Here is a 16,497-nt window from a genome sequence, read left to right as displayed (position 1 = left end):
TCTCTTGCGTGTAAACTTGCATTACTCTAGCCTCCTTTCATGGAGGAGCAATGTCGGTATTAGAGCGTGTCAAGGAAGTTGCAGAGGCGCTGACGCCAGCTGAACAATTGTTGATCAAACAGGTCATTTCCAGCCCGCGCGATATTGCCTTGGGTACTGCAAGTGAGCTTGCACAACGTATCGGTGTCCACGAGGCGACGGCATCGCGGCTAGCCAAGAAACTGGGCTATCCCAACTATGCCGGATTCCGCGCCGCGATCCAGGAAGAGTTCATCGTCCGCACCGATCCGGCGACGCGCATCCGCAACACCTTGCAGCAGGCGAGCGACGCCGGACTGGTCAGCGATCTGGTCGGTCGCGAGATGGAGGCGCTTGCCGGGCTGCAGCGCTATATTGATGATGCACAGGTGATGGCCGCGGCACGAGCCCTGATCAAAGCGCGGCGCATCTACATATTTGCGCGCGGTAATGCCGAAGCACTGGCCGTGCTGATCGATCGTCGTCTCCGTCGGATGGGCTGTGACACCGTGATGCTGCATGGCGAGGGTCGCGACCTTGCCGAGCAAGTACTGGGCATGTCATCGGCCGATGCCATCGTTGGATTCGCCTTTCGGCGGCAACCTACACACTATTCCGCCTTGGTGAACCATGCTCGGGCCATGGGCGCTGCCTCGATTGTCATTTCCGGCAGCGTTGGCCCATCCCTGGTGCCGGCCGCAGATCACCTATTGTTCGCCCCCCGGACCGGATCGCAGGAGGCGTTCCAGACGCTCACCGTGCCCATGGCCATTTGCAACGCGCTCGTGCTGAGCATGGCTAAGGAAGACCCTAAGTCCTCGCTACAGCACCTCGAAGCTCTAGGGCAACTTATTGACGCCTTCGACTAACGACGTGCGATCGAGGAAATTTCGCACATCCTATTTTTGCAAGTTCACATGCATGTTGCAAACATAATGCAACAACATGTGCATCCAACAGGACGCCTGACGCGTCCGTTCCTGAGGAGGAAATAGATGGACCACAAGACGCTACTGCTCTCGACCGCCTTCATGGCGCTCGCCCTTCCCGCTTCCGCCCAGCCCCTGGCCGCGCTCGACGCGATGACGCCGGAAGAGCTACTGCCGCTCGCCCAGGCTGAGGGTACGGTGACAGTTTACGCTTTCACGAGCCGCATCGCTGCCGTGGAAACCGCTTTCGAAGCCGCCTATCCCGGCATCGACATGATCAGTCACGACATGTCCTCGACCGAACAGATCACCCGTATCAAGGCGGAAGCCAGCGCCGGCATCGCCAGCGTCGACGTGGTTTACATTTCCGATGCGCCCGTTGTGTTCACAGAGCTTCTTGGACCAGGTCTTGTGACCCAATATGTCCCACCGCGCGTTGTCTCCCTGCTTGACGACAGCGAGAAGAACCCGCTGCTGGCCCAGCGGTTGTCGACCAAGGTGCTGATGTATAACGAGGAGGCCAATCCTGATGGTCCCCCGGTCGACAACCTCTGGCAACTCACCACGCCCGACTGGACCGGCCGCGTCATCATGGTGGATCCCCTTCAGCGCGGCGACTATCTCGACTTGATGACGGAAATCGTGTTGCGCGCTGACGAGATGGCGAGCGCCTATGAAGCGGAGTTCGGCCAGCCCATCGTGCTCGACGATGGCGTCGAGAATGCCGGCCAGCAATTCATCGTTGATCTGTTCGAGAACGACCTTATCCTCGTCTCCTCGACCGACGACGTAAATGCGGCCATTGGCCTAAAAGGTCAGGACAATCCCCCGGTCGGTTTCACCTCTTATTCGGACCGCCGTGACAATGAAGACGAGGGCTGGGCCCTGCAGGTGGCTAATGAAGTTGTGCCGGCCAATGGCATCATCTTCCCGGCGGTGCTTGCCGTATCCGCGACCGCGACCCACCCGGCCGCCGCCCGACTTGCCATCGACTTTTTGATGGGCGACGCGAGTGAAACCGGCGGCGATGGTTTCAAGCCGTTCTACGTGGCCGGCGACTACGCCACCCGCAGCGACATTGTCAGCCATCCCGATGCCGTGCCGCTGGCGGACTTCGCCGCTTGGTCAATCAATCCGGCGGCAACAGCTCAGATTCGCCAGGACGTTGGCGATCTGGTTCTGTCGCTGCAGTAAGTCCCATTGCAACGGCTCCCGGCCTGGCCGGGAGCCCACGGGGTCATTCCATCATGTCCATCGCTCCGGTCCGCTCAATGGCGCGGCCTTTCCAGATCAATGGGCGCCTGGCGCTCAAACTCTTCGTTCTTGCCATTCTAGGTGTGCTGGTCGCGGCGCCGCTATTGCGCATCCTGGCTGACACACTGGGCCCTGACGCTATTGTGGCGTGGAGCGATGTCACCAGCGGACGGCTATCGCGCAACCTGCTCTGGCTGCCGCTCAGCAATACGCTCATTCTGGGCGTCGGCGTCGCCTGTGGTTGTGTGCTGATTGGCGGCTTTCTTGCCTGGCTTGTGGTGATGACCGACGTGCCGTTCCGGCGCACCATCGGGCTGATGTCCACTTTGCCTTTCATGATCCCCAGTTTCGCCACCTCGCTGGCCTGGGGCTCCCTGATCCGTAATTCCCGCGTCGGTGGCCAGGCTGGGTTTCTGGAGGGCCTGGGTCTCACCATTCCGGACTGGCTGGCCTGGGGCATGGTGCCAACGCTGATCGTGCTGATCGCCCACTATTATTCGTTGGCTTTCACGGTCATTGCTGCGGCGCTCGCCACAATCAACTCCGACCTGGTCGAAGCCGCACAAATGGCCGGGGCTAAGCGCGGCCGTATCCTGCTCGGTATTGTGCTGCCCGTCGCCCTGCCGGCGGTTGTAGCCGGCGCCTCCCTGACCTTCGCCGGCGCGGTGTCCAATTTCGCCGCCCCGGCTTTGCTTGGCCTGCCAGTGCGCATGCAGACCATGGCGACGCGCCTTTACGGTCTTATCGAAGTTGGCCAGACCGCGCGTGGCTATGTGATCGCCATCCTGCTGATCGTGGTCTCCGCCTTGTTCCTGTGGCTGGGCAATAAGGTCATTTCCGGACGTCGGTCCTATGCCACCATCACGGGCAAGGGCGGCCGGGCCAAGCGGTTCGAGCTGCGCGCCGCGCGCCTGCCGCTGCTGGCAATCGCCGGACTGATCTGTCTCGTGACCACTGTCGTGCCGGTCGTGATTCTCATCGCCTCGTCGCTCGCGCCGGCCTCGTCCGCCCTGTTTTCGAACTGGACACTGCACTATTGGAGCGGTCTCTCCAATCCCTCGATCGCACAGGGTCAGGCCGGCATCTGGTCTAATCCGTTCATCATCTCCGCAACGGGATTAACGATCGGGCTGGGCATAGCTGTGGCGATCACGACCACTATCATTGGCCTCATCGTCGCTTTTGTGCTGGCACGCGATGGCAAGGGCCCGCTGGCCGGGATCATCAACCAAATCAGCTTCCTGCCGCTGCTCGTACCTGGCATCGCCTTCGGTGCGGCATATATCGCGCTGTTCGGTGCTCCGATAGGCCCCTTCCCCGCCCTCTACGGCACGTTCCCGCTCCTGCTTCTTGCAGGCACGGCTTACCTCCTGCCCTTCTCGGTGCAGACCGGTCGTGCCGTGATTCAGCAGGTCTCGGGCGACCTCGATGAAAGCGCCCGCATGACCGGCGCCGGTTTCCTTCGGCGCCTATCGGCGATCACTGTCCCGTTGGCCAGCCGCGGTCTGGCGGCGGGTGGATTGATTGTCTTCGTTAAAATCATGCGCGACCTATCGCTGGTGGTCCTGCTGTTTACGCCAACCACACCGCTCCTTTCCGTGCTGGCCTATCGCTACGCCTCGGAAGGGTTCACCCAATTCGCCAATGCCATAACCGTCGTGATCCTCGTGATCTCGATTGCGGCGACCCTGCTGGCCAACCAGTTGCAGGCCAAGTCGCAGCCCTGGCTCAAATCGTAAGATACCAACATGATCCGTATCGACAATCTCACCAAATCCTTCGGCGCCTTTCAGGCCGTCGACCACATTTCCCTTTCTGTGCCGCAAGGTTCCTTCCTCGTGCTAGTCGGGCCCTCCGGCTGCGGCAAATCCACCATGCTGCGTATGCTGGCTGGGCTTGAGCTACCCAGTGGCGGACAGGTCCAATTCGGCGAGGACACTGTGTCCGATGGTGACCGCGGCTGGATGATCGACCCAACCAGACGCAATGCGGGCCTGGTGTTTCAATCCTACGCGCTCTGGCCGCATATGACGGTGGCCGGCAATGTCGATTGGCCGCTCAAGATCGCCGGCATCAGCAAGGCAGAGCGCAAAGCTCGGGTTGTCGACGTGCTCGGCATGCTAGGCATTGAGGCGCTGGCTGCCCGTTATCCCAACGAAATCTCGGGCGGCCAGCAGCAGCGTGTCGCCATCGCTCGGATGATCGCCCCACGACCAGCCATTCTGCTGTTTGACGAACCTTTATCCAATCTTGACGCCAAACTGCGCGTTGAGATGCGCACGGAATTGTTGCGCGTGCACCGCGCGACCGGAGCAACCTCCGTCTACGTCACCCATGACCAGGTTGAGGCCATGACCATGGCGACCCATGTCGCGGTACTCAACGGCGGGAAAGTCGAACAGTTCGGCTCACCGGAGGATCTGGTGCGCAACCCTGCCACTGCCTTTGTCGCTACCTTTGTCGGCACACCGCCGGCCAATCTGATACCGGTATCGTCACTGCCACGCGAACGCGCCGCGGACCTGCCGGCGGATGCGCTGGCGATGTATCGCCCCGAAGACCTCATCGCCAGCGCCGAGCCCTCGGCGGCTAGCATGGCCTTCGACTTTGCCGAGGCCAGTCCCGTGGCCGGACGCACTATGCTGACTGGCACGCAGGGAGCACTTCGGCTCACTGCCGTGGTCGATGCCGCGCCACGTCGGCAGGTCGGAGACAAGGTTCATTTCACGGTGCCGAAGATCCCTGCCGCGCTATTCGCGCAAAATGGGGAGCGACTGTCGTGAAACGCTTGCTGCTGGTGCGCCATGGCGAGTCCGAATGGAATGCCGCTCGCAGATTGCAAGGACAGGCCGATATCGGGCTGTCCGAAACGGGCGAGGCGCAGGCCGTATCGCTCGCGCCGACCATCGCAAAACTGGCCCCCGACCGGGTTATTACCTCCGACCTGCGTCGCGCGCGCAGGACCGCTGACTTGTTGGGCTTTCCCGAGGCTGTCAAAGAACCAGGCCTGCGTGAAGTCGATGTGGGCGCATGGACGGGTCGTGAGATCGAAACGATCATTGCCGATGAGCCAGACGCCTATCGTGCCTGGCGCGCCGGCACTTTTGCGCCAGAAGGGGGAGAAGACTGGGAAAGCTTCGCAACGCGCACTGCTACGGCGACCAAGGCCGCTTTCGAGAATGCGAACCGATTGCTCGTCGTGTGCCACGGCGGTGTTATCCGCGCTTTGCTGCAGACGTTCCTGGACCTGCCACCCAGACGGATCATCCCTGTTGGGCCGGCTAGTCTGACCATCCTTGCAAGCAAACCGAATGAAGACGAGATGCGTCTCGAAGTTTTCAACTTTACCCCCGGTGGCCTGGTTCTCGACGCGCCTGACTAAAGGGCCGGCTACTGCGCGCTCTTGGCGTGTGACTTCCGCTCCTAAAGGACAGGCCGTTGAAAGTGCGTCGCCCCAATGGCTTGCACGCAGGTTGCTACTTAGCCAAGATATTGACCGGCTCAGTGAGCGCCTCGGTCGCTATGCGTGGGCGCGGTCTGCTAACGTCAACGACCAGGGCTGATTGCGGACGGGCAGTTCTGGGTGGACACTCGACGGCCGACTCTTGTCGGGTGGAAACCATTCACCGCCCCCGCTCCCGGTGGTTTAGATTTTGCAGACACCTTTTGCGGCCGACCGGAGGGTGTTTCGAAGCTCAGATTTTCGGGGCCTCTGGTTGAGCCGCAGAGCGTCATCTATTGGCTGAAAGCTGCGATTCCCCCTTAAACTCGCAATGTCAATTTTTGACCTCGTTTGCGATCCGGCGGCTTTTGGGCATAATCCGACAAAGCAGTAACTCGGGGCCGCCCTTAGGAGATTTTCCGCGATGTCCGAACAATGGAGACGGATGGTCGACAGCGATTTTTCTGCCTCTGGCCATGAGGCAATCGCGATGGAAAATTGGTGTGAGGTCACCATCGGATGACTGTTCTTGACCGGATTTACGAGGCTGCGTTCGTGCCCGAACTATGGGCGGGTGTGCTGGAAGATATTGCCCGGGCCAGCGGCGCCAACTCGGGCGCCATGTTGATCATCGACCAGAAATTACCGCCGCTATTCGCGGCAACGCCGAACGTGGTGGATACGCTCACCGAATTTGCTGAAACACCTTTCTGGTATGAAAACCCGCCCGCTCATCGGCTGCGTAAACTGCAGTATTCTGGCTTTCTTGAGCGCGCGAATTTTTTCTATGACCATGAGCGCAACGGAGATAATCCGTATCACCACAATATGGAAAAGATCGGTGCCGACTGGCAGGTGGGCTCGGTGGTGGATATGGCCGATGGCGAGATGGCGCTCTTCACCTTCGAGCGCCAGAGTGGTCTACCGGATTTCGGACCGCAGGAACTGGCGTTGCTCGACGGCCTTCGCCCCCATCTTGCGCGGGCGGCCCTGATGGCCTCACGGCTTAAGCTTGAGCGCGCCGAAGCCAGCGTCGCTACCATGAATGCACTGCAAATTCCGGCTTGCGTGATCGGAGATTCGGGCGTCGTCATCTCAGCTAATGCTCTGTTTGAACGATTGGGGGATGTTCTGCGTCCTGCCGCATTTGGGCGTCTCGCGGCACGGGATCGCGTGATCGACAGGATGCTTCAGGCGGCCCTTGCCGCGCCGGAACGCCCCACAGCGCCCCAGATCCGATCATTCCCCATACGGCTGGCGGAGAATGACCGGGCCGTCGTCATCCATGTGATTCCGCTTCATCGGGCTTCCCGCGATATTTTCGATCGCAGCGCCGCCGTGGTTGCTGTCACCGGCTACGCTGTGGATAGTAACCTGCCGTCGGACACCGTCTTGCGCGGATTATTCGATCTGTCTGCGGCGGAAGCCGGCATTGCCGGCGATCTGTCTGCTGGACACACTGTCAAGGAGATAGCTGCGCGGCGCGGCATTTCCGTGGCCACGGCGCGCACGCACCTGGCGCAGATATTTCGCAAGACCGGCACCGGGCAGCAAGGACAATTGATCGCCCTGCTTAAAGGCATCAGCGGCTATTCAGGTTGGACGTAGCGTGCTCAACATGCTCAGCGCATGTCCGCTAGTTGATATGATGGATGCGCTGCTACTCACCTTCTCCGATTTTCCTGCCAGCCACCCGGCAGGACTATAGCAAGGACTCTGTCAGCAAGTTGTATTGTCCTGCACTCGGCTATGCTACCGCAGTCTCGAGAACTTAGTTGCTGAGCTCAACGGAGCGGTTGGAAGCGACCAAGAAGCCGGTGAGCGACACCGTCAGTTCGATTGGCTGGCCGACGTCGGCGCTTGCACCTGATATGGTCATGGCCTTGCCGGCACGCATGGCGCTGATCTGACTAGCAGAAAAGACCAACGGTACAATGCAACCGCTGGCAATGCAGGTCAGGAAAGGACGGGCGGTGCCGAGAGGATTGGCGTCGACCTTAAGCGTAATGCCGTCCGAGAGGCGCAGACCGAAAGGCAATAAAAGTATGCCTTCGATCTGGTCTAGAGCGGGGGTAGCTAGTTCAACGGCCAGAACACGTTCGCCGCTGCCGGTATCGGCCAGCGATTGGGACAGGGCACAGAGTTTCTCGGTGTTGACCATCCGGCAGGATACCGTCCAGTCGCCGTGTTCCTCATTGAGCGATGCAGCACCTCCCGGCAGGCCCGATGGTGCGGAAACCTCCTGGGCCAGCGCGCTGCCGATACACAGGGCACCCATAAAGGCGAAGGGCAGGACGATCTTTTTGAGCATACTGGGTTCTTTCAACGAGAATTTGGGCGCACCGCCCGTTCGGGCGGTCCCGGGAGACGGAAAACGGCGTCGGCAAGGCTGGGTGCCATGGGCTGGTCGTCGTCGCTGGGAAGCAGAACGGCGCAGTCCTTTATGCCAAGGTCCGCAAGCTGGAACGGCGTGCCGTAACGATATTCGAGGTGACCGCGTCCGATAATGCCGACGACCAGTGGCGGGTTAGGCTGGTCCAGGTGGCGCGCAATATTGCAAGCGAATGCGCGGTCCCAGGTTTGCTGTGCGCGCACGAAACGGTCGAAGGCCGGGTCGGCACTACTTTTGGCCTCCCGGTCAGGGCGTGGTCCGCCAGTGAGACTGAACAGGTAGTCGCGATAAGCCTGAGTGGCGGGCTTTGCCGGCGTCAGTCCGTCGCGCTCTGCCTCGGGGATTGCGTCCCAGCCCTCCTTGCCCACCCGTGTGACCAGGGGGCGTTCACAGTTGAGCGCCAGCATTGGAAGCTTGAACTGGCGGCAGAATTCGAAGATGGGAAGATAGAGAGCCGGGTCGAAGCGCCAGACTGCGTTCCATTCGCTTTCGGCCAGGAACGTTGGCACGTCCAGCTCACCCGCCACCCAGCGATCGAGCGCGGGTTGCACCCGCCGCGGGAACATCTCAAAGCCCACGGCTATATCTTGCCGAAAGGCTAGAAGGCCCGCGCAGACATGCATCTGCCAGCGATGGATATCGTAACGATCATGCGTCTCACCGAGCAACACGACCTGCTGGCGCGCGGCACGCGCCAGCAGGTCGCCATGCCTCGCGGCGGTGCCGCTGGCTGGTTCAACCCAGCCACCGACGACATGCATGGGACGCGAGATCATGTTGTTATAGCGGCAGGCAGACCGCGCACGACTAGACCAGTTGGCACGCCATCCTGGTCCAATGCCTCGTGAATCATATTGGTGCCGTCGCCGGAAGCTCGCCAGTCCGACACGGTACCGGCCTTGAGATGCAGGTGGAAATCGGCGCGCATGATGTTGATGAAGCCCATGGCCGGATTGACCTTCTCCACCATGCCCGTCCACTTCTGTACAAAGCCTGGACGGCTAAAAGCGATCATAATATTCGCCTTCGTGTCCCTCGCCAAATTAAAGGGTCGCGTTCCGATCTCCTCCGGGTCGACATTCGGTCGCTCTCCGCGCGGCTCGACCGGCTTTTCGGGGAGGGCTTCCCCCGCACCGAATTGTGCTAGAGCGGCGTCGAAAGGCTCTAGCCCGTTAAATCCGACGACGCTGAACAGGCATTCAGCATCGACATCGAGGAAGTCGATGCGCGGATAGGCCTGCTCGCCCATAACGCTGGTGCGATCAACGATGATCGTCGCAACGGCAGATGGGTCCATACGACTGTCGTGCTCGACGCCGGAACAAACCAGCCAGCCATCGTCAACGGTTACAGCTTCGATCGTGCCGATGCGCTCGTGCGTAGCGCCGGCGCGCTTTGCAGTGACCATTAGCTTGCCCATGGAGGGTAGTGCCCGAATTACTGAGGCGGCCGGCACGGGAAGTCGCTCACGTGGATTGTTTTCAGTCATGGTCTCAGGTCAGGCAGGTTGAAGATCAGGATGGAGAAGCGACGCAGGCGAAGCGCCAGGGTCGAGTGTGATGTGACGCAAGGAGCCGAGCCCCTGTGGCGGCCGGTGGGCAACGATGATGAAAGTGGTGTCGGGTAGTTCGCGCCGCAGTATGCAGAGAAGCTCGGTCTCCGCAGCAATATCGAGACCAGAGGTTGGCTCGTCGAGCAGCGCCCATTGCGGTCTGTGGACCAGCAAACGGCCCAGCGCGAGACGCTGTTGCTCGCCACCGGACAGGCCATGGGCCGCCATGGTATCGGAGCGGCCGAATTCCACATCAGCCAGTTCACCAAGGCCGACCTTGGCCAAGGCAATATCGAGGTCCTCCGCACCGAAGTCCTGCTTGTCACGCGGATAAGCCAAAGCATCGTGGATGTCGCCGATGGGAAAATAGGGACGTTGCGGCAAGACGATCATTGAAGCGCTGGGGGTAAAGACTTCCCCCGAGCCATGCGGCCATAGCCCGGCCAGCGTCTTGATGAGCGTAGTCTTGCCAAGGCCCGAAGCACCAGACAGCCACACGGCTTCGCCGCGGGTAATTGCGAAGTCGGGGATGTTTAGCATGACGGTCCCCTGCGGCGTTTCCAAAGCAAGACCCTTGAGGCCGAGAACACCATCGGAGGAGTCGTGCTGGGCGATGCGCCGACCGGTTCGCCCTGCTGCCTTGGCGGCCTCGAGAAAATCATCGAGGCGTGACGAGGCCGCAACCAGATCAGATAGATCGCGATAGGAAAAGACGAACCATGAAAGGCTTGTCACAACATTGGAGAAGGCCATGCTGAGCGACATGAGCCCACCGAAGGCGACATGACCGGCGAGGTACCCGGGTAAGGCAACGAACAGCGGCACGCGCAACACGGTGCTGGAATAGGGAAAGGTGAAGCAGCTTAGGATCAGATCGCGGTTGATCAGCCTGCGCCAGTTGGCGATGATGGCGTCGAAGCGGCTGTTGAAAACGCCGCGCTCTGCCCGTTCACCGGCAGACATGGCCACTTCATCGTAATTGAGGCGCAGGCGGGCCAGGGCGAAGCGAAAATTGGCCTCGCGGCGCTGCTGCTCCACCAGCAGCCCCTTTAGCGGGTAGCCCAGAAAATGAACAAGCAGACTGCATAGCGCGACATAAAGAAAGGCGGCCCAGACCATATAGTTCGGGACGTCCCACGGCAGGCCGATGAAGGCAAGCGACAGCGGGAAGCTGGCGAGGCTCCAAAGCAGGACGATATATGAGAATAAGCCGGCGACTCGACCGATAAGATCGAGCGCCTCGCTAAGCACTTTCTCGATGAAGAACTTGCAGTCGTCGGCAATGCGCTGGTCGGGATTGTCGACCGGCTGGCTCTGGGGATTGGACATGCTATCGGCGCTGTTGGCGAGATGCCAGTAGGCGCGATTGTTGAGCCATATATCGAGGGCGCCCTGAGTGAGCGTACGGCGCCAGCGCATCTGCAACATCTTGCGGAGGTAAAGCCCGATCAGATGAATACAGACGTTCGCCGCCACAATGAGGAAGAAAACGCCGACCTGCCTGATAGCTTCGGACCCATTCATTGCCTCAAGCGCACCATAGAAGTCGCCGTTCCAGTGTACCAGGCGAATGGAGGTGGCAATGCCGACGAAATCCAGGACGACGATCGCGACAAAGAAGGCAATGCCCATCTTACCGCGGGGACCTGAAATGCAAAGTTTCAGCAGGCGCCAGAACTGGGAGAGAGCGCGCAACACGACAAAATCCTTCAAGAATGAAGGGCGCGGGGCGCCCTTCTGTTGTTTGGAATGTCTCTGGGCATCGCCTGATCAGAACTTGACCGAGGTCCCGATCTTGAACGTACGGCCGGGGCCAACCTGGGCTGCCAGTGGGTTCTGGCCCTGCACGGCGATGTCGGTCTGGTTGGCTGCGTAGCCAGTTAGCGTGTTGGGGAAATATCTAGTGTCCAAGATGTTCTGGACACCGAAGTTGATCTCCACATTTTCCGTGGGCTTCCAGGTGACGTAGCCATCGAGCAGCGCATAGCCATCGGGCTTGAAGGCAGCGGGATCGGCGCGCTCGGTGACGCCGGAGGCGAGCGTGGTCAGCAGTTCAAACTTCAGACCGTTTTCCGGCATTTCGTAGCGAATACCAAGAACGGCCGTCAGTGGGGTGGTCCCGTCGAATGGTGTCGTCGCCGCCCCCGAACTGACGCGTTGCGAACCATGCTGCCAAGTCAGATTGGCAGTGGCAAAGATGTTCTCGTAGAACTCATACTCCCCACCAAACTCGATACCATAGAGGTCGACCAACTCGACGTTGTCGGACCAGTAGACTGTCGGATCGCCGGCGGGGTCGAGGGGAGCGCCAGGCCGCGGCTGCAGGCCTCGAATGAAGTTATCGTATTTGGAATAGAAACCGGTCACGCTGAACCAGCCCTTATCAAACTCGCCACGAATACCGGCTTCGTAGTTGCTGACCGATTCCGGCTTCAGCTCGGGATTTGGCGTGATGTTGACGAGACCAGTAGTGCCGATGCCGAGGCTGGACTGGAACAATTGCTGGGCGCTCGGCATCTTGAAGCCTTCGCCATAGGCTGCGTAGACTGAGAAATTGTCAGTCAGCTCATATTGCACTGAGAGTTTCTTGATCAATTCGGTGCTGTTTACTTCGCCCGGCTTATAACCCGGAAGGCTGGCGTAGCTGGCATCGGGAGAGATGGTGTAATTAGCCAGACGCAGACCGGGTGTTATCGTCAGTCGGTCATCGAAGGCTTTGATCTCATCCTGTAGGAAGAAGTCGGCGCGCACCGTCTCCACTTTAGGGAACGAGAACCCCTGATTGATGGCCGGCGGCGTGATCACGCCATCCGATCTCCAAGTCGTATTGGTGCCAGTATAGTCACTCCTGGCGATATCACCGTCGAAGCCATAGGTCAGGGTATGGTTGGTCGGACCGACACCGAACGAGGATACCAGTTGCAGATCGGCCTCAAGGAAGCGCTCGCTGTAGTCGCGGAACTGGGTAACCGTCTGAGTGCGGGTCGGATAAGTGCGATAAGAGATGCTGTTGGTGACGCGCTTCTGCGGCGAGTAAGAAACTTGCCACTTGACGCTATCGAGCCACGGCGCATTGACCTGCCAATTGTGCTCAACGGCGAGCCGGTAGCGGGTCATGTCGAGCTCGCGCGGATAGGCATTGCTCACATAGCCGCCCGTCCTCGCACCTGAATCCCAGATCTGCTGGATAACGGTATTGCGATCGAAGAGTTCGCCGGTCAGCTTGATCTCGTGATCGGCATTGGGTGCAATCACAAGCTTCACCAGGCCGTTATAGGCACTGGTATCGGCTGGATACAGCTGGTCGCAACGAAAGTAGGTCGGACGCGGGCACGCGGCCCAAGGCGCACCGTCAGGATCAGCATTGGTCAGCTTGGCTTCATTTGCGGAGAGATGGCCAAAGCTGCCCAGCACTTGCATGGGACCAAAATCATAAGCGCCAGTGATCTGCTTGCGCCAGGAATTATCGAAGCTGTCGAAAGATGTCCGCACCTCGACAGCCCATGGCTTGTCTGAACCTTCGAGCAGATCGGATGGATCGCGCGTCCGGAACGCTACCGTGCCTCCAAGCGCATCGGCGCCCATCAGCACCGAGTTCGGACCGCGCATGATTTCAACGGCCTTCATGTTGAAGGGATCGACGAAATCGCGGCTGCCGTCAGTGATGCGCTCCTGCACGCGGCTGCCATCGACAAGCATCTGTACGCGATTGCCGCTCATGCCGCGGATGGTGAAGCCGGTGAGCTGGCCCCAGGGATTGGTAATCGAGGTCTGCCGGTCAACGGAAACGCCGGGCTCGTTGCGCACCAGATCTTGAATGTCGCGGACGACCCGTTCGTTGATCTGATCCTGACCGATTACGGTGATCGTTGCAGGTACATCAAGCAGTCGCTGAGAGGTGCGCGTTGAAGTGATCACTAGCCGCTGCAGCATGGTTATCTGAGTGCCGCTCATATTGTCTTGAGCCAGGGTCACGGAGACCCCGCACATGAGCACTGAAGCAAGGATTGTGCTGCCGAGCAGCGCGCGCAACGACTGTCTGCGCACAGCTTTGCTGTCGCCCGCCGAGCTGGCGCGCGTGGTATGTCCGATCATTTAGGCCCCCAAAGGAATAACGCTTTGCTGGCTTGACCGGGTCAGGCGGGTGGCTGGCTATACGGCCGACATCTACTTAACATGAATATAATAGTCAACAATTAAAGCTCAAGTCATTCTGTCAGCGGATCGCCTCCTAGGCCCAACCGCTCGTTCGTTATGTGATCAGAGCCGCGAGAAGCGATGGGTCAGCCTCGGAGGCGCCCAGTTGCCTCCGGCCGGATCGCTGATACAAGGCACGGCAGCTGTGGTTGATCGGGCACCAGAAGCCGACATTCCGCTTGCGACGCCTTCCGCCATTCAGCAGTTTTGGATCGTTCTAGCGTTCAGGAGCACAATACACGTTCCTAGGCAGCCAACCGTTGGGCGCTCATTTTTACGGACACGATGATGCCGCCCTCGGACCATTCCGTTTCTATGGAACCGAGCAATTGCCCCGTTATAATTCTGTTGAGTAGCTTGCTTCCATACCCTGCTTCTGCCTGCGGCTTCACCATCGGACCGCTGTGCTCAGTCCATACGAGAAACACTTCATCGTCCGTGGCAGTCCCGGAAATATCCAGCATGCCTGACTCGACGGAAAGAGCTCCATATTTCAGGGAATTGGTCGCCAATTCGTGGATGACCAGTGCCAGGGTTGTCGCGGACTGTTCACCGATTCCCATGCGGGGAACGGCCACACGAATTCGCCCGCTGAAAGCCCCGGTATCGTCGTAAGGCGCCAGGAGTACGGAAATTAGATCGCCCAACAGTGCGGCACGTCCTTGCTCATCCGGAAGAGGCCTAACAAGATTATGCGCTCTCCCCAGCGCGGTTAGCCGATTGGTCAGTTCCTTGGCCATCTCTGCAACAGATGTCGCCGAGCGCGAGGTCAGATTGGTGAGACCTGCCGCAATTGCCAGAAGGTTCTTGACCCGATGGCTCATCTCGCCAGCAAGGAGTTCGTGACCTTCCTCTGCCTGCTTGCGGCCGGTAACGTCGAGAAAAACGCCCGACATTTGCCCCTTGTGCAATCCCTCATCGTTGCCCAGTCCGCGGGCCGATATCCACCTAATTTCCTCACCGAGAAGGATACGAAAATCGATTTCATAGGCGCCAACGAGGGCGCGGGTTGCGGTGAATGCCGCCCGAACCCGATCTCGGTCGGCGGGGTGGATTCGTGAGGAGAGGTCCTCAAACCTCACCGAGCCTTCTGCCGGTAATCCCCAGAGCTCGAAGGCCCGCTCGTCCATGGCGAAATCGTCGGTCTCAACCGTCCACGACCATAGCGCTACCCCAGCGGCATGCAGCGCCCGCTTAAGATTTTTTACTTCCCAAAGTGGATGGCTTTCGTCGAACAGCGGCATATGCGCCTCCTAGCCACCGTTTGAGCAGGTTACGAACGTTCACGCCATCCCCTGCGTAAGGTGCAAACCATCAACGCAACCTTCAGAGGCTATGCAGTCGTCCGCTCGCGTCGACATACCCGGGCCCGTGACGCAGAAGTCCCCAATAAAAGACCACCCGCACCGCCGATGTCCGCCCCGATGGTTTTCGTTGCGATAACGGGAACGAACCAGCTCGGGCAGGCCGCGCAGATTGTGGCGGACAAGACTTGCGCCAGGTGCGGGCTTATGACGTGGCTGGGCGACTGCTTGCGGCCTATTCGGCAATGATCACCAGCGAAGACAACCTGTCCCCCACGGAGGTTTACATGGTTGAGCAGGCAATATCGATGCCCGACTAAACCTACAACCCGGCAGTCACTTCCAGCAGGGCGACAACACCGAGGTATTGACAATCCCGCCCTGTCCAAATGGGCCGTCGGCTCCATGTGGATTGCCTTTTCCAAGCCTACCTATGGCATTCATGGCACACCAGAGCCGGCCTTGATCGACAAGACCGACTCCCATGGTTGCATCCGGCTGGCCAACTGCACGCTGCGGAGCTGGCGGCCCTGATTGGGCCGGAGGTGACCGTCACGTTCCCTGGTGTTGGATAATGGCTAGACCGATTGGATAGCTGCTTCTACATCGCTGACGGAGTGGCCGGTCAGGTCCTTGGCGATCTCACCGAGAAGCTTGGCGGCCAGGGCTTTGTGGTAGTGCTTACGCATTTCTCCGAGGGCCCGTGGTGCGGCGACAATCACTATACCCTCAACGTTTCCTTCAAGGACACTCTTGTTCAGCATCGCCACGATGCTAGCAGAAAAGCCGTCCTCATTAGATTGGCTCGCGTCGGGATTGCCCGAGCTGCTCTGCCGCGAACCGGTGGCTTGGCCGTCGCCATCGACCTTGGGATGGTTGGCGGGTGTCAGTTTTAGTCCGGCCTCGTCGCCAGAGTTGCGGAACAGATTCAGCTTTTCGCCGTCTGCGACGGCAACCGTCGTGCCTTTGGGTAGCATCATGTAAGTTCTCCTGGTTTGGGTTGAGAAAAGCGAGGCACTTAGGCTGAATCTCAATCAGGCGGAGAGCAGCTCGCGCATTGACCGCAGGACAGCCAGATGCGCGTAGGGCTTGCTGACGAACATGCTGCCATCCGGTATTTCGGCAATGTCCACGTTTCGATGACCGGACGTGACAATGATTTTGACGGGCGGCCAGCGATCTCGAACTGCTGCAGCAAGCTTTAAGCCGTCCATGGATCCGGGCATGTCTATGTCGGTGAACAGCAGCCTTATGCCAGGTGTAATATTGAGAATTTCGATCGCCTGATCGGCGTTCGAAGCTTCGAGGACTTCATATCCGACGTCTCGAAGCTGGTCAGCCACGTCTAACCGGACAAGGACTTCGTCGTCGACGACTAGTACAGCTATCCGGTCGGTCATACATCGGTC

General features: G+C 59.6%; 15 protein-coding genes. 7 read left to right on the top strand and 8 right to left on the bottom strand.

Annotated features, from left to right (window positions below; genetic code table 11):
- The first annotated feature begins 50 nt into the window (after nucleotides 1–50).
- From N8A98_RS01215 to N8A98_RS01190, 6 genes are all read left to right on the top strand, one after another.
- The gene (locus N8A98_RS01215) at nucleotides 51–887 is read left to right on the top strand and encodes a MurR/RpiR family transcriptional regulator (protein ID WP_113121574.1); all 837 of its coding nucleotides are present in this window, start codon (nucleotides 51–53) and stop codon (nucleotides 885–887) included.
- Nucleotides 888–1,013: 126 nt separating this feature from the next.
- Nucleotides 1,014–2,141, top strand: coding sequence for an ABC transporter substrate-binding protein (locus N8A98_RS01210; RefSeq protein WP_262165856.1), 1,128 nt, complete (start codon nucleotides 1,014–1,016; stop codon nucleotides 2,139–2,141).
- A gap of 53 nt (nucleotides 2,142–2,194) precedes the next feature.
- The gene (locus N8A98_RS01205) at nucleotides 2,195–3,940 is read left to right on the top strand and encodes an ABC transporter permease (protein ID WP_262165854.1); all 1,746 of its coding nucleotides are present in this window, start codon (nucleotides 2,195–2,197) and stop codon (nucleotides 3,938–3,940) included.
- A gap of 9 nt (nucleotides 3,941–3,949) precedes the next feature.
- Nucleotides 3,950–4,984, top strand: coding sequence for an ABC transporter ATP-binding protein (locus tag N8A98_RS01200; protein ID WP_262165852.1), 1,035 nt, complete (start codon nucleotides 3,950–3,952; stop codon nucleotides 4,982–4,984).
- On the top strand, nucleotides 4,981–5,583 hold the full coding sequence (locus N8A98_RS01195) for a histidine phosphatase family protein (protein ID WP_113121578.1): 603 nt from the start codon (nucleotides 4,981–4,983) through the stop codon (nucleotides 5,581–5,583). The genes N8A98_RS01200 and N8A98_RS01195 overlap by 4 nt, the downstream gene beginning before the upstream one ends.
- Before the next feature lie 579 nt (nucleotides 5,584–6,162).
- Nucleotides 6,163–7,251 carry a helix-turn-helix transcriptional regulator gene (locus N8A98_RS01190; RefSeq protein ID WP_262165850.1) on the top strand — a complete coding sequence of 363 codons (1,089 nt, stop codon included), beginning with the start codon at nucleotides 6,163–6,165 and terminating at the stop codon, nucleotides 7,249–7,251.
- Between the two features lie 163 nt (nucleotides 7,252–7,414).
- Here N8A98_RS01190 and N8A98_RS01185 read toward each other — a convergent pair whose 3' ends face one another.
- The 6 genes from N8A98_RS01185 to N8A98_RS01160 all read right to left on the bottom strand — a co-directional run bounded on the left by N8A98_RS01185 (nucleotide 7,415) and on the right by N8A98_RS01160 (nucleotide 15,028).
- A complete protein-coding gene (locus tag N8A98_RS01185) occupies nucleotides 7,415–7,954 on the bottom strand; it encodes an invasion associated locus B family protein (protein ID WP_113121580.1) in 540 nt (179 codons plus the stop codon).
- An 11-nt stretch (nucleotides 7,955–7,965) separates the two neighbouring features.
- On the bottom strand, nucleotides 7,966–8,796 hold the full coding sequence (locus N8A98_RS01180) for a ChaN family lipoprotein (protein ID WP_262165849.1): 831 nt from the start codon (nucleotides 8,794–8,796) through the stop codon (nucleotides 7,966–7,968).
- Nucleotides 8,797–8,807: 11 nt separating this feature from the next.
- Nucleotides 8,808–9,524, bottom strand: coding sequence for a ChuX/HutX family heme-like substrate-binding protein (locus tag N8A98_RS01175; protein ID WP_262165847.1), 717 nt, complete (start codon nucleotides 9,522–9,524; stop codon nucleotides 8,808–8,810).
- 9 nt (nucleotides 9,525–9,533) lie between these two features.
- A complete protein-coding gene (locus N8A98_RS01170; protein ID WP_262165845.1) occupies nucleotides 9,534–11,285 on the bottom strand; it encodes an ABC transporter ATP-binding protein/permease in 1,752 nt (583 codons plus the stop codon).
- A gap of 72 nt (nucleotides 11,286–11,357) precedes the next feature.
- Nucleotides 11,358–13,682 carry a TonB-dependent hemoglobin/transferrin/lactoferrin family receptor gene (locus N8A98_RS01165; RefSeq protein ID WP_262165844.1) on the bottom strand — a complete coding sequence of 775 codons (2,325 nt, stop codon included), beginning with the start codon at nucleotides 13,680–13,682 and terminating at the stop codon, nucleotides 11,358–11,360.
- Between the two features lie 347 nt (nucleotides 13,683–14,029).
- Nucleotides 14,030–15,028 (bottom strand): sensor histidine kinase, encoded by a 999-nt coding sequence (locus N8A98_RS01160; protein ID WP_262165842.1) that lies wholly within the window; start codon nucleotides 15,026–15,028, stop codon nucleotides 14,030–14,032.
- A 351-nt stretch (nucleotides 15,029–15,379) separates the two neighbouring features.
- Here N8A98_RS01160 and N8A98_RS01155 point away from each other — a divergent pair, with 351 nt between their 5' ends.
- Nucleotides 15,380–15,622, top strand: coding sequence for a L,D-transpeptidase (locus N8A98_RS01155; protein WP_262165841.1), 243 nt, complete (start codon nucleotides 15,380–15,382; stop codon nucleotides 15,620–15,622).
- A gap of 44 nt (nucleotides 15,623–15,666) precedes the next feature.
- Here N8A98_RS01155 and N8A98_RS01150 read toward each other — a convergent pair whose 3' ends face one another.
- Both N8A98_RS01150 and N8A98_RS01145 read right to left on the bottom strand, forming a co-directional pair.
- Complete coding sequence (locus tag N8A98_RS01150; protein WP_262165839.1) at nucleotides 15,667–16,068, bottom strand: host attachment family protein; 402 nt, start codon at nucleotides 16,066–16,068, stop codon at nucleotides 15,667–15,669.
- Between the two features lie 54 nt (nucleotides 16,069–16,122).
- Entirely contained in the window at nucleotides 16,123–16,488 is a 366-nt protein-coding gene (locus N8A98_RS01145) for a response regulator (protein ID WP_262165838.1), read from the bottom strand.
- Nucleotides 16,489–16,497 lie beyond the last annotated feature (9 nt).

The organism is Devosia neptuniae (assembly GCF_025452235.1).
Classification (GTDB): Bacteria; Pseudomonadota; Alphaproteobacteria; order Rhizobiales; family Devosiaceae; genus Devosia.
Note: the sequence above shows the minus strand (reverse complement) of the source record. Positions and strands in the feature narration are given on the sequence as shown.

Bases quoted from the DNA above. Each gene is read 5' to 3' on its own strand.
- N8A98_RS01210 (WP_262165856.1), top strand. From the start codon at position 1,014: ATGGACCACAAGACGCTACTGCTCTCGACCGCCTTCATGGCGCTCGCC.
- N8A98_RS01190 (WP_262165850.1), top strand. From the start codon at position 6,163: ATGACTGTTCTTGACCGGATTTACGAGGCTGCGTTCGTGCCCGAACTA.
- N8A98_RS01180 (WP_262165849.1), bottom strand. From the start codon at position 8,796: ATGCATGTCGTCGGTGGCTGGGTTGAACCAGCCAGCGGCACCGCCGCG.
- N8A98_RS01185 (WP_113121580.1), bottom strand. From the start codon at position 7,954: ATGCTCAAAAAGATCGTCCTGCCCTTCGCCTTTATGGGTGCCCTGTGT.
- N8A98_RS01165 (WP_262165844.1), bottom strand. From the start codon at position 13,682: ATGATCGGACATACCACGCGCGCCAGCTCGGCGGGCGACAGCAAAGCT.
- N8A98_RS01150 (WP_262165839.1), bottom strand. From the start codon at position 16,068: ATGATGCTACCCAAAGGCACGACGGTTGCCGTCGCAGACGGCGAAAAG.
- N8A98_RS01175 (WP_262165847.1), bottom strand. From the start codon at position 9,524: ATGACTGAAAACAATCCACGTGAGCGACTTCCCGTGCCGGCCGCCTCA.
- N8A98_RS01205 (WP_262165854.1), top strand. From the start codon at position 2,195: ATGTCCATCGCTCCGGTCCGCTCAATGGCGCGGCCTTTCCAGATCAAT.
- N8A98_RS01200 (WP_262165852.1), top strand. From the start codon at position 3,950: ATGATCCGTATCGACAATCTCACCAAATCCTTCGGCGCCTTTCAGGCC.
- N8A98_RS01160 (WP_262165842.1), bottom strand. From the start codon at position 15,028: ATGCCGCTGTTCGACGAAAGCCATCCACTTTGGGAAGTAAAAAATCTT.
- N8A98_RS01215 (WP_113121574.1), top strand. From the start codon at position 51: ATGTCGGTATTAGAGCGTGTCAAGGAAGTTGCAGAGGCGCTGACGCCA.
- N8A98_RS01145 (WP_262165838.1), bottom strand. From the start codon at position 16,488: ATGACCGACCGGATAGCTGTACTAGTCGTCGACGACGAAGTCCTTGTC.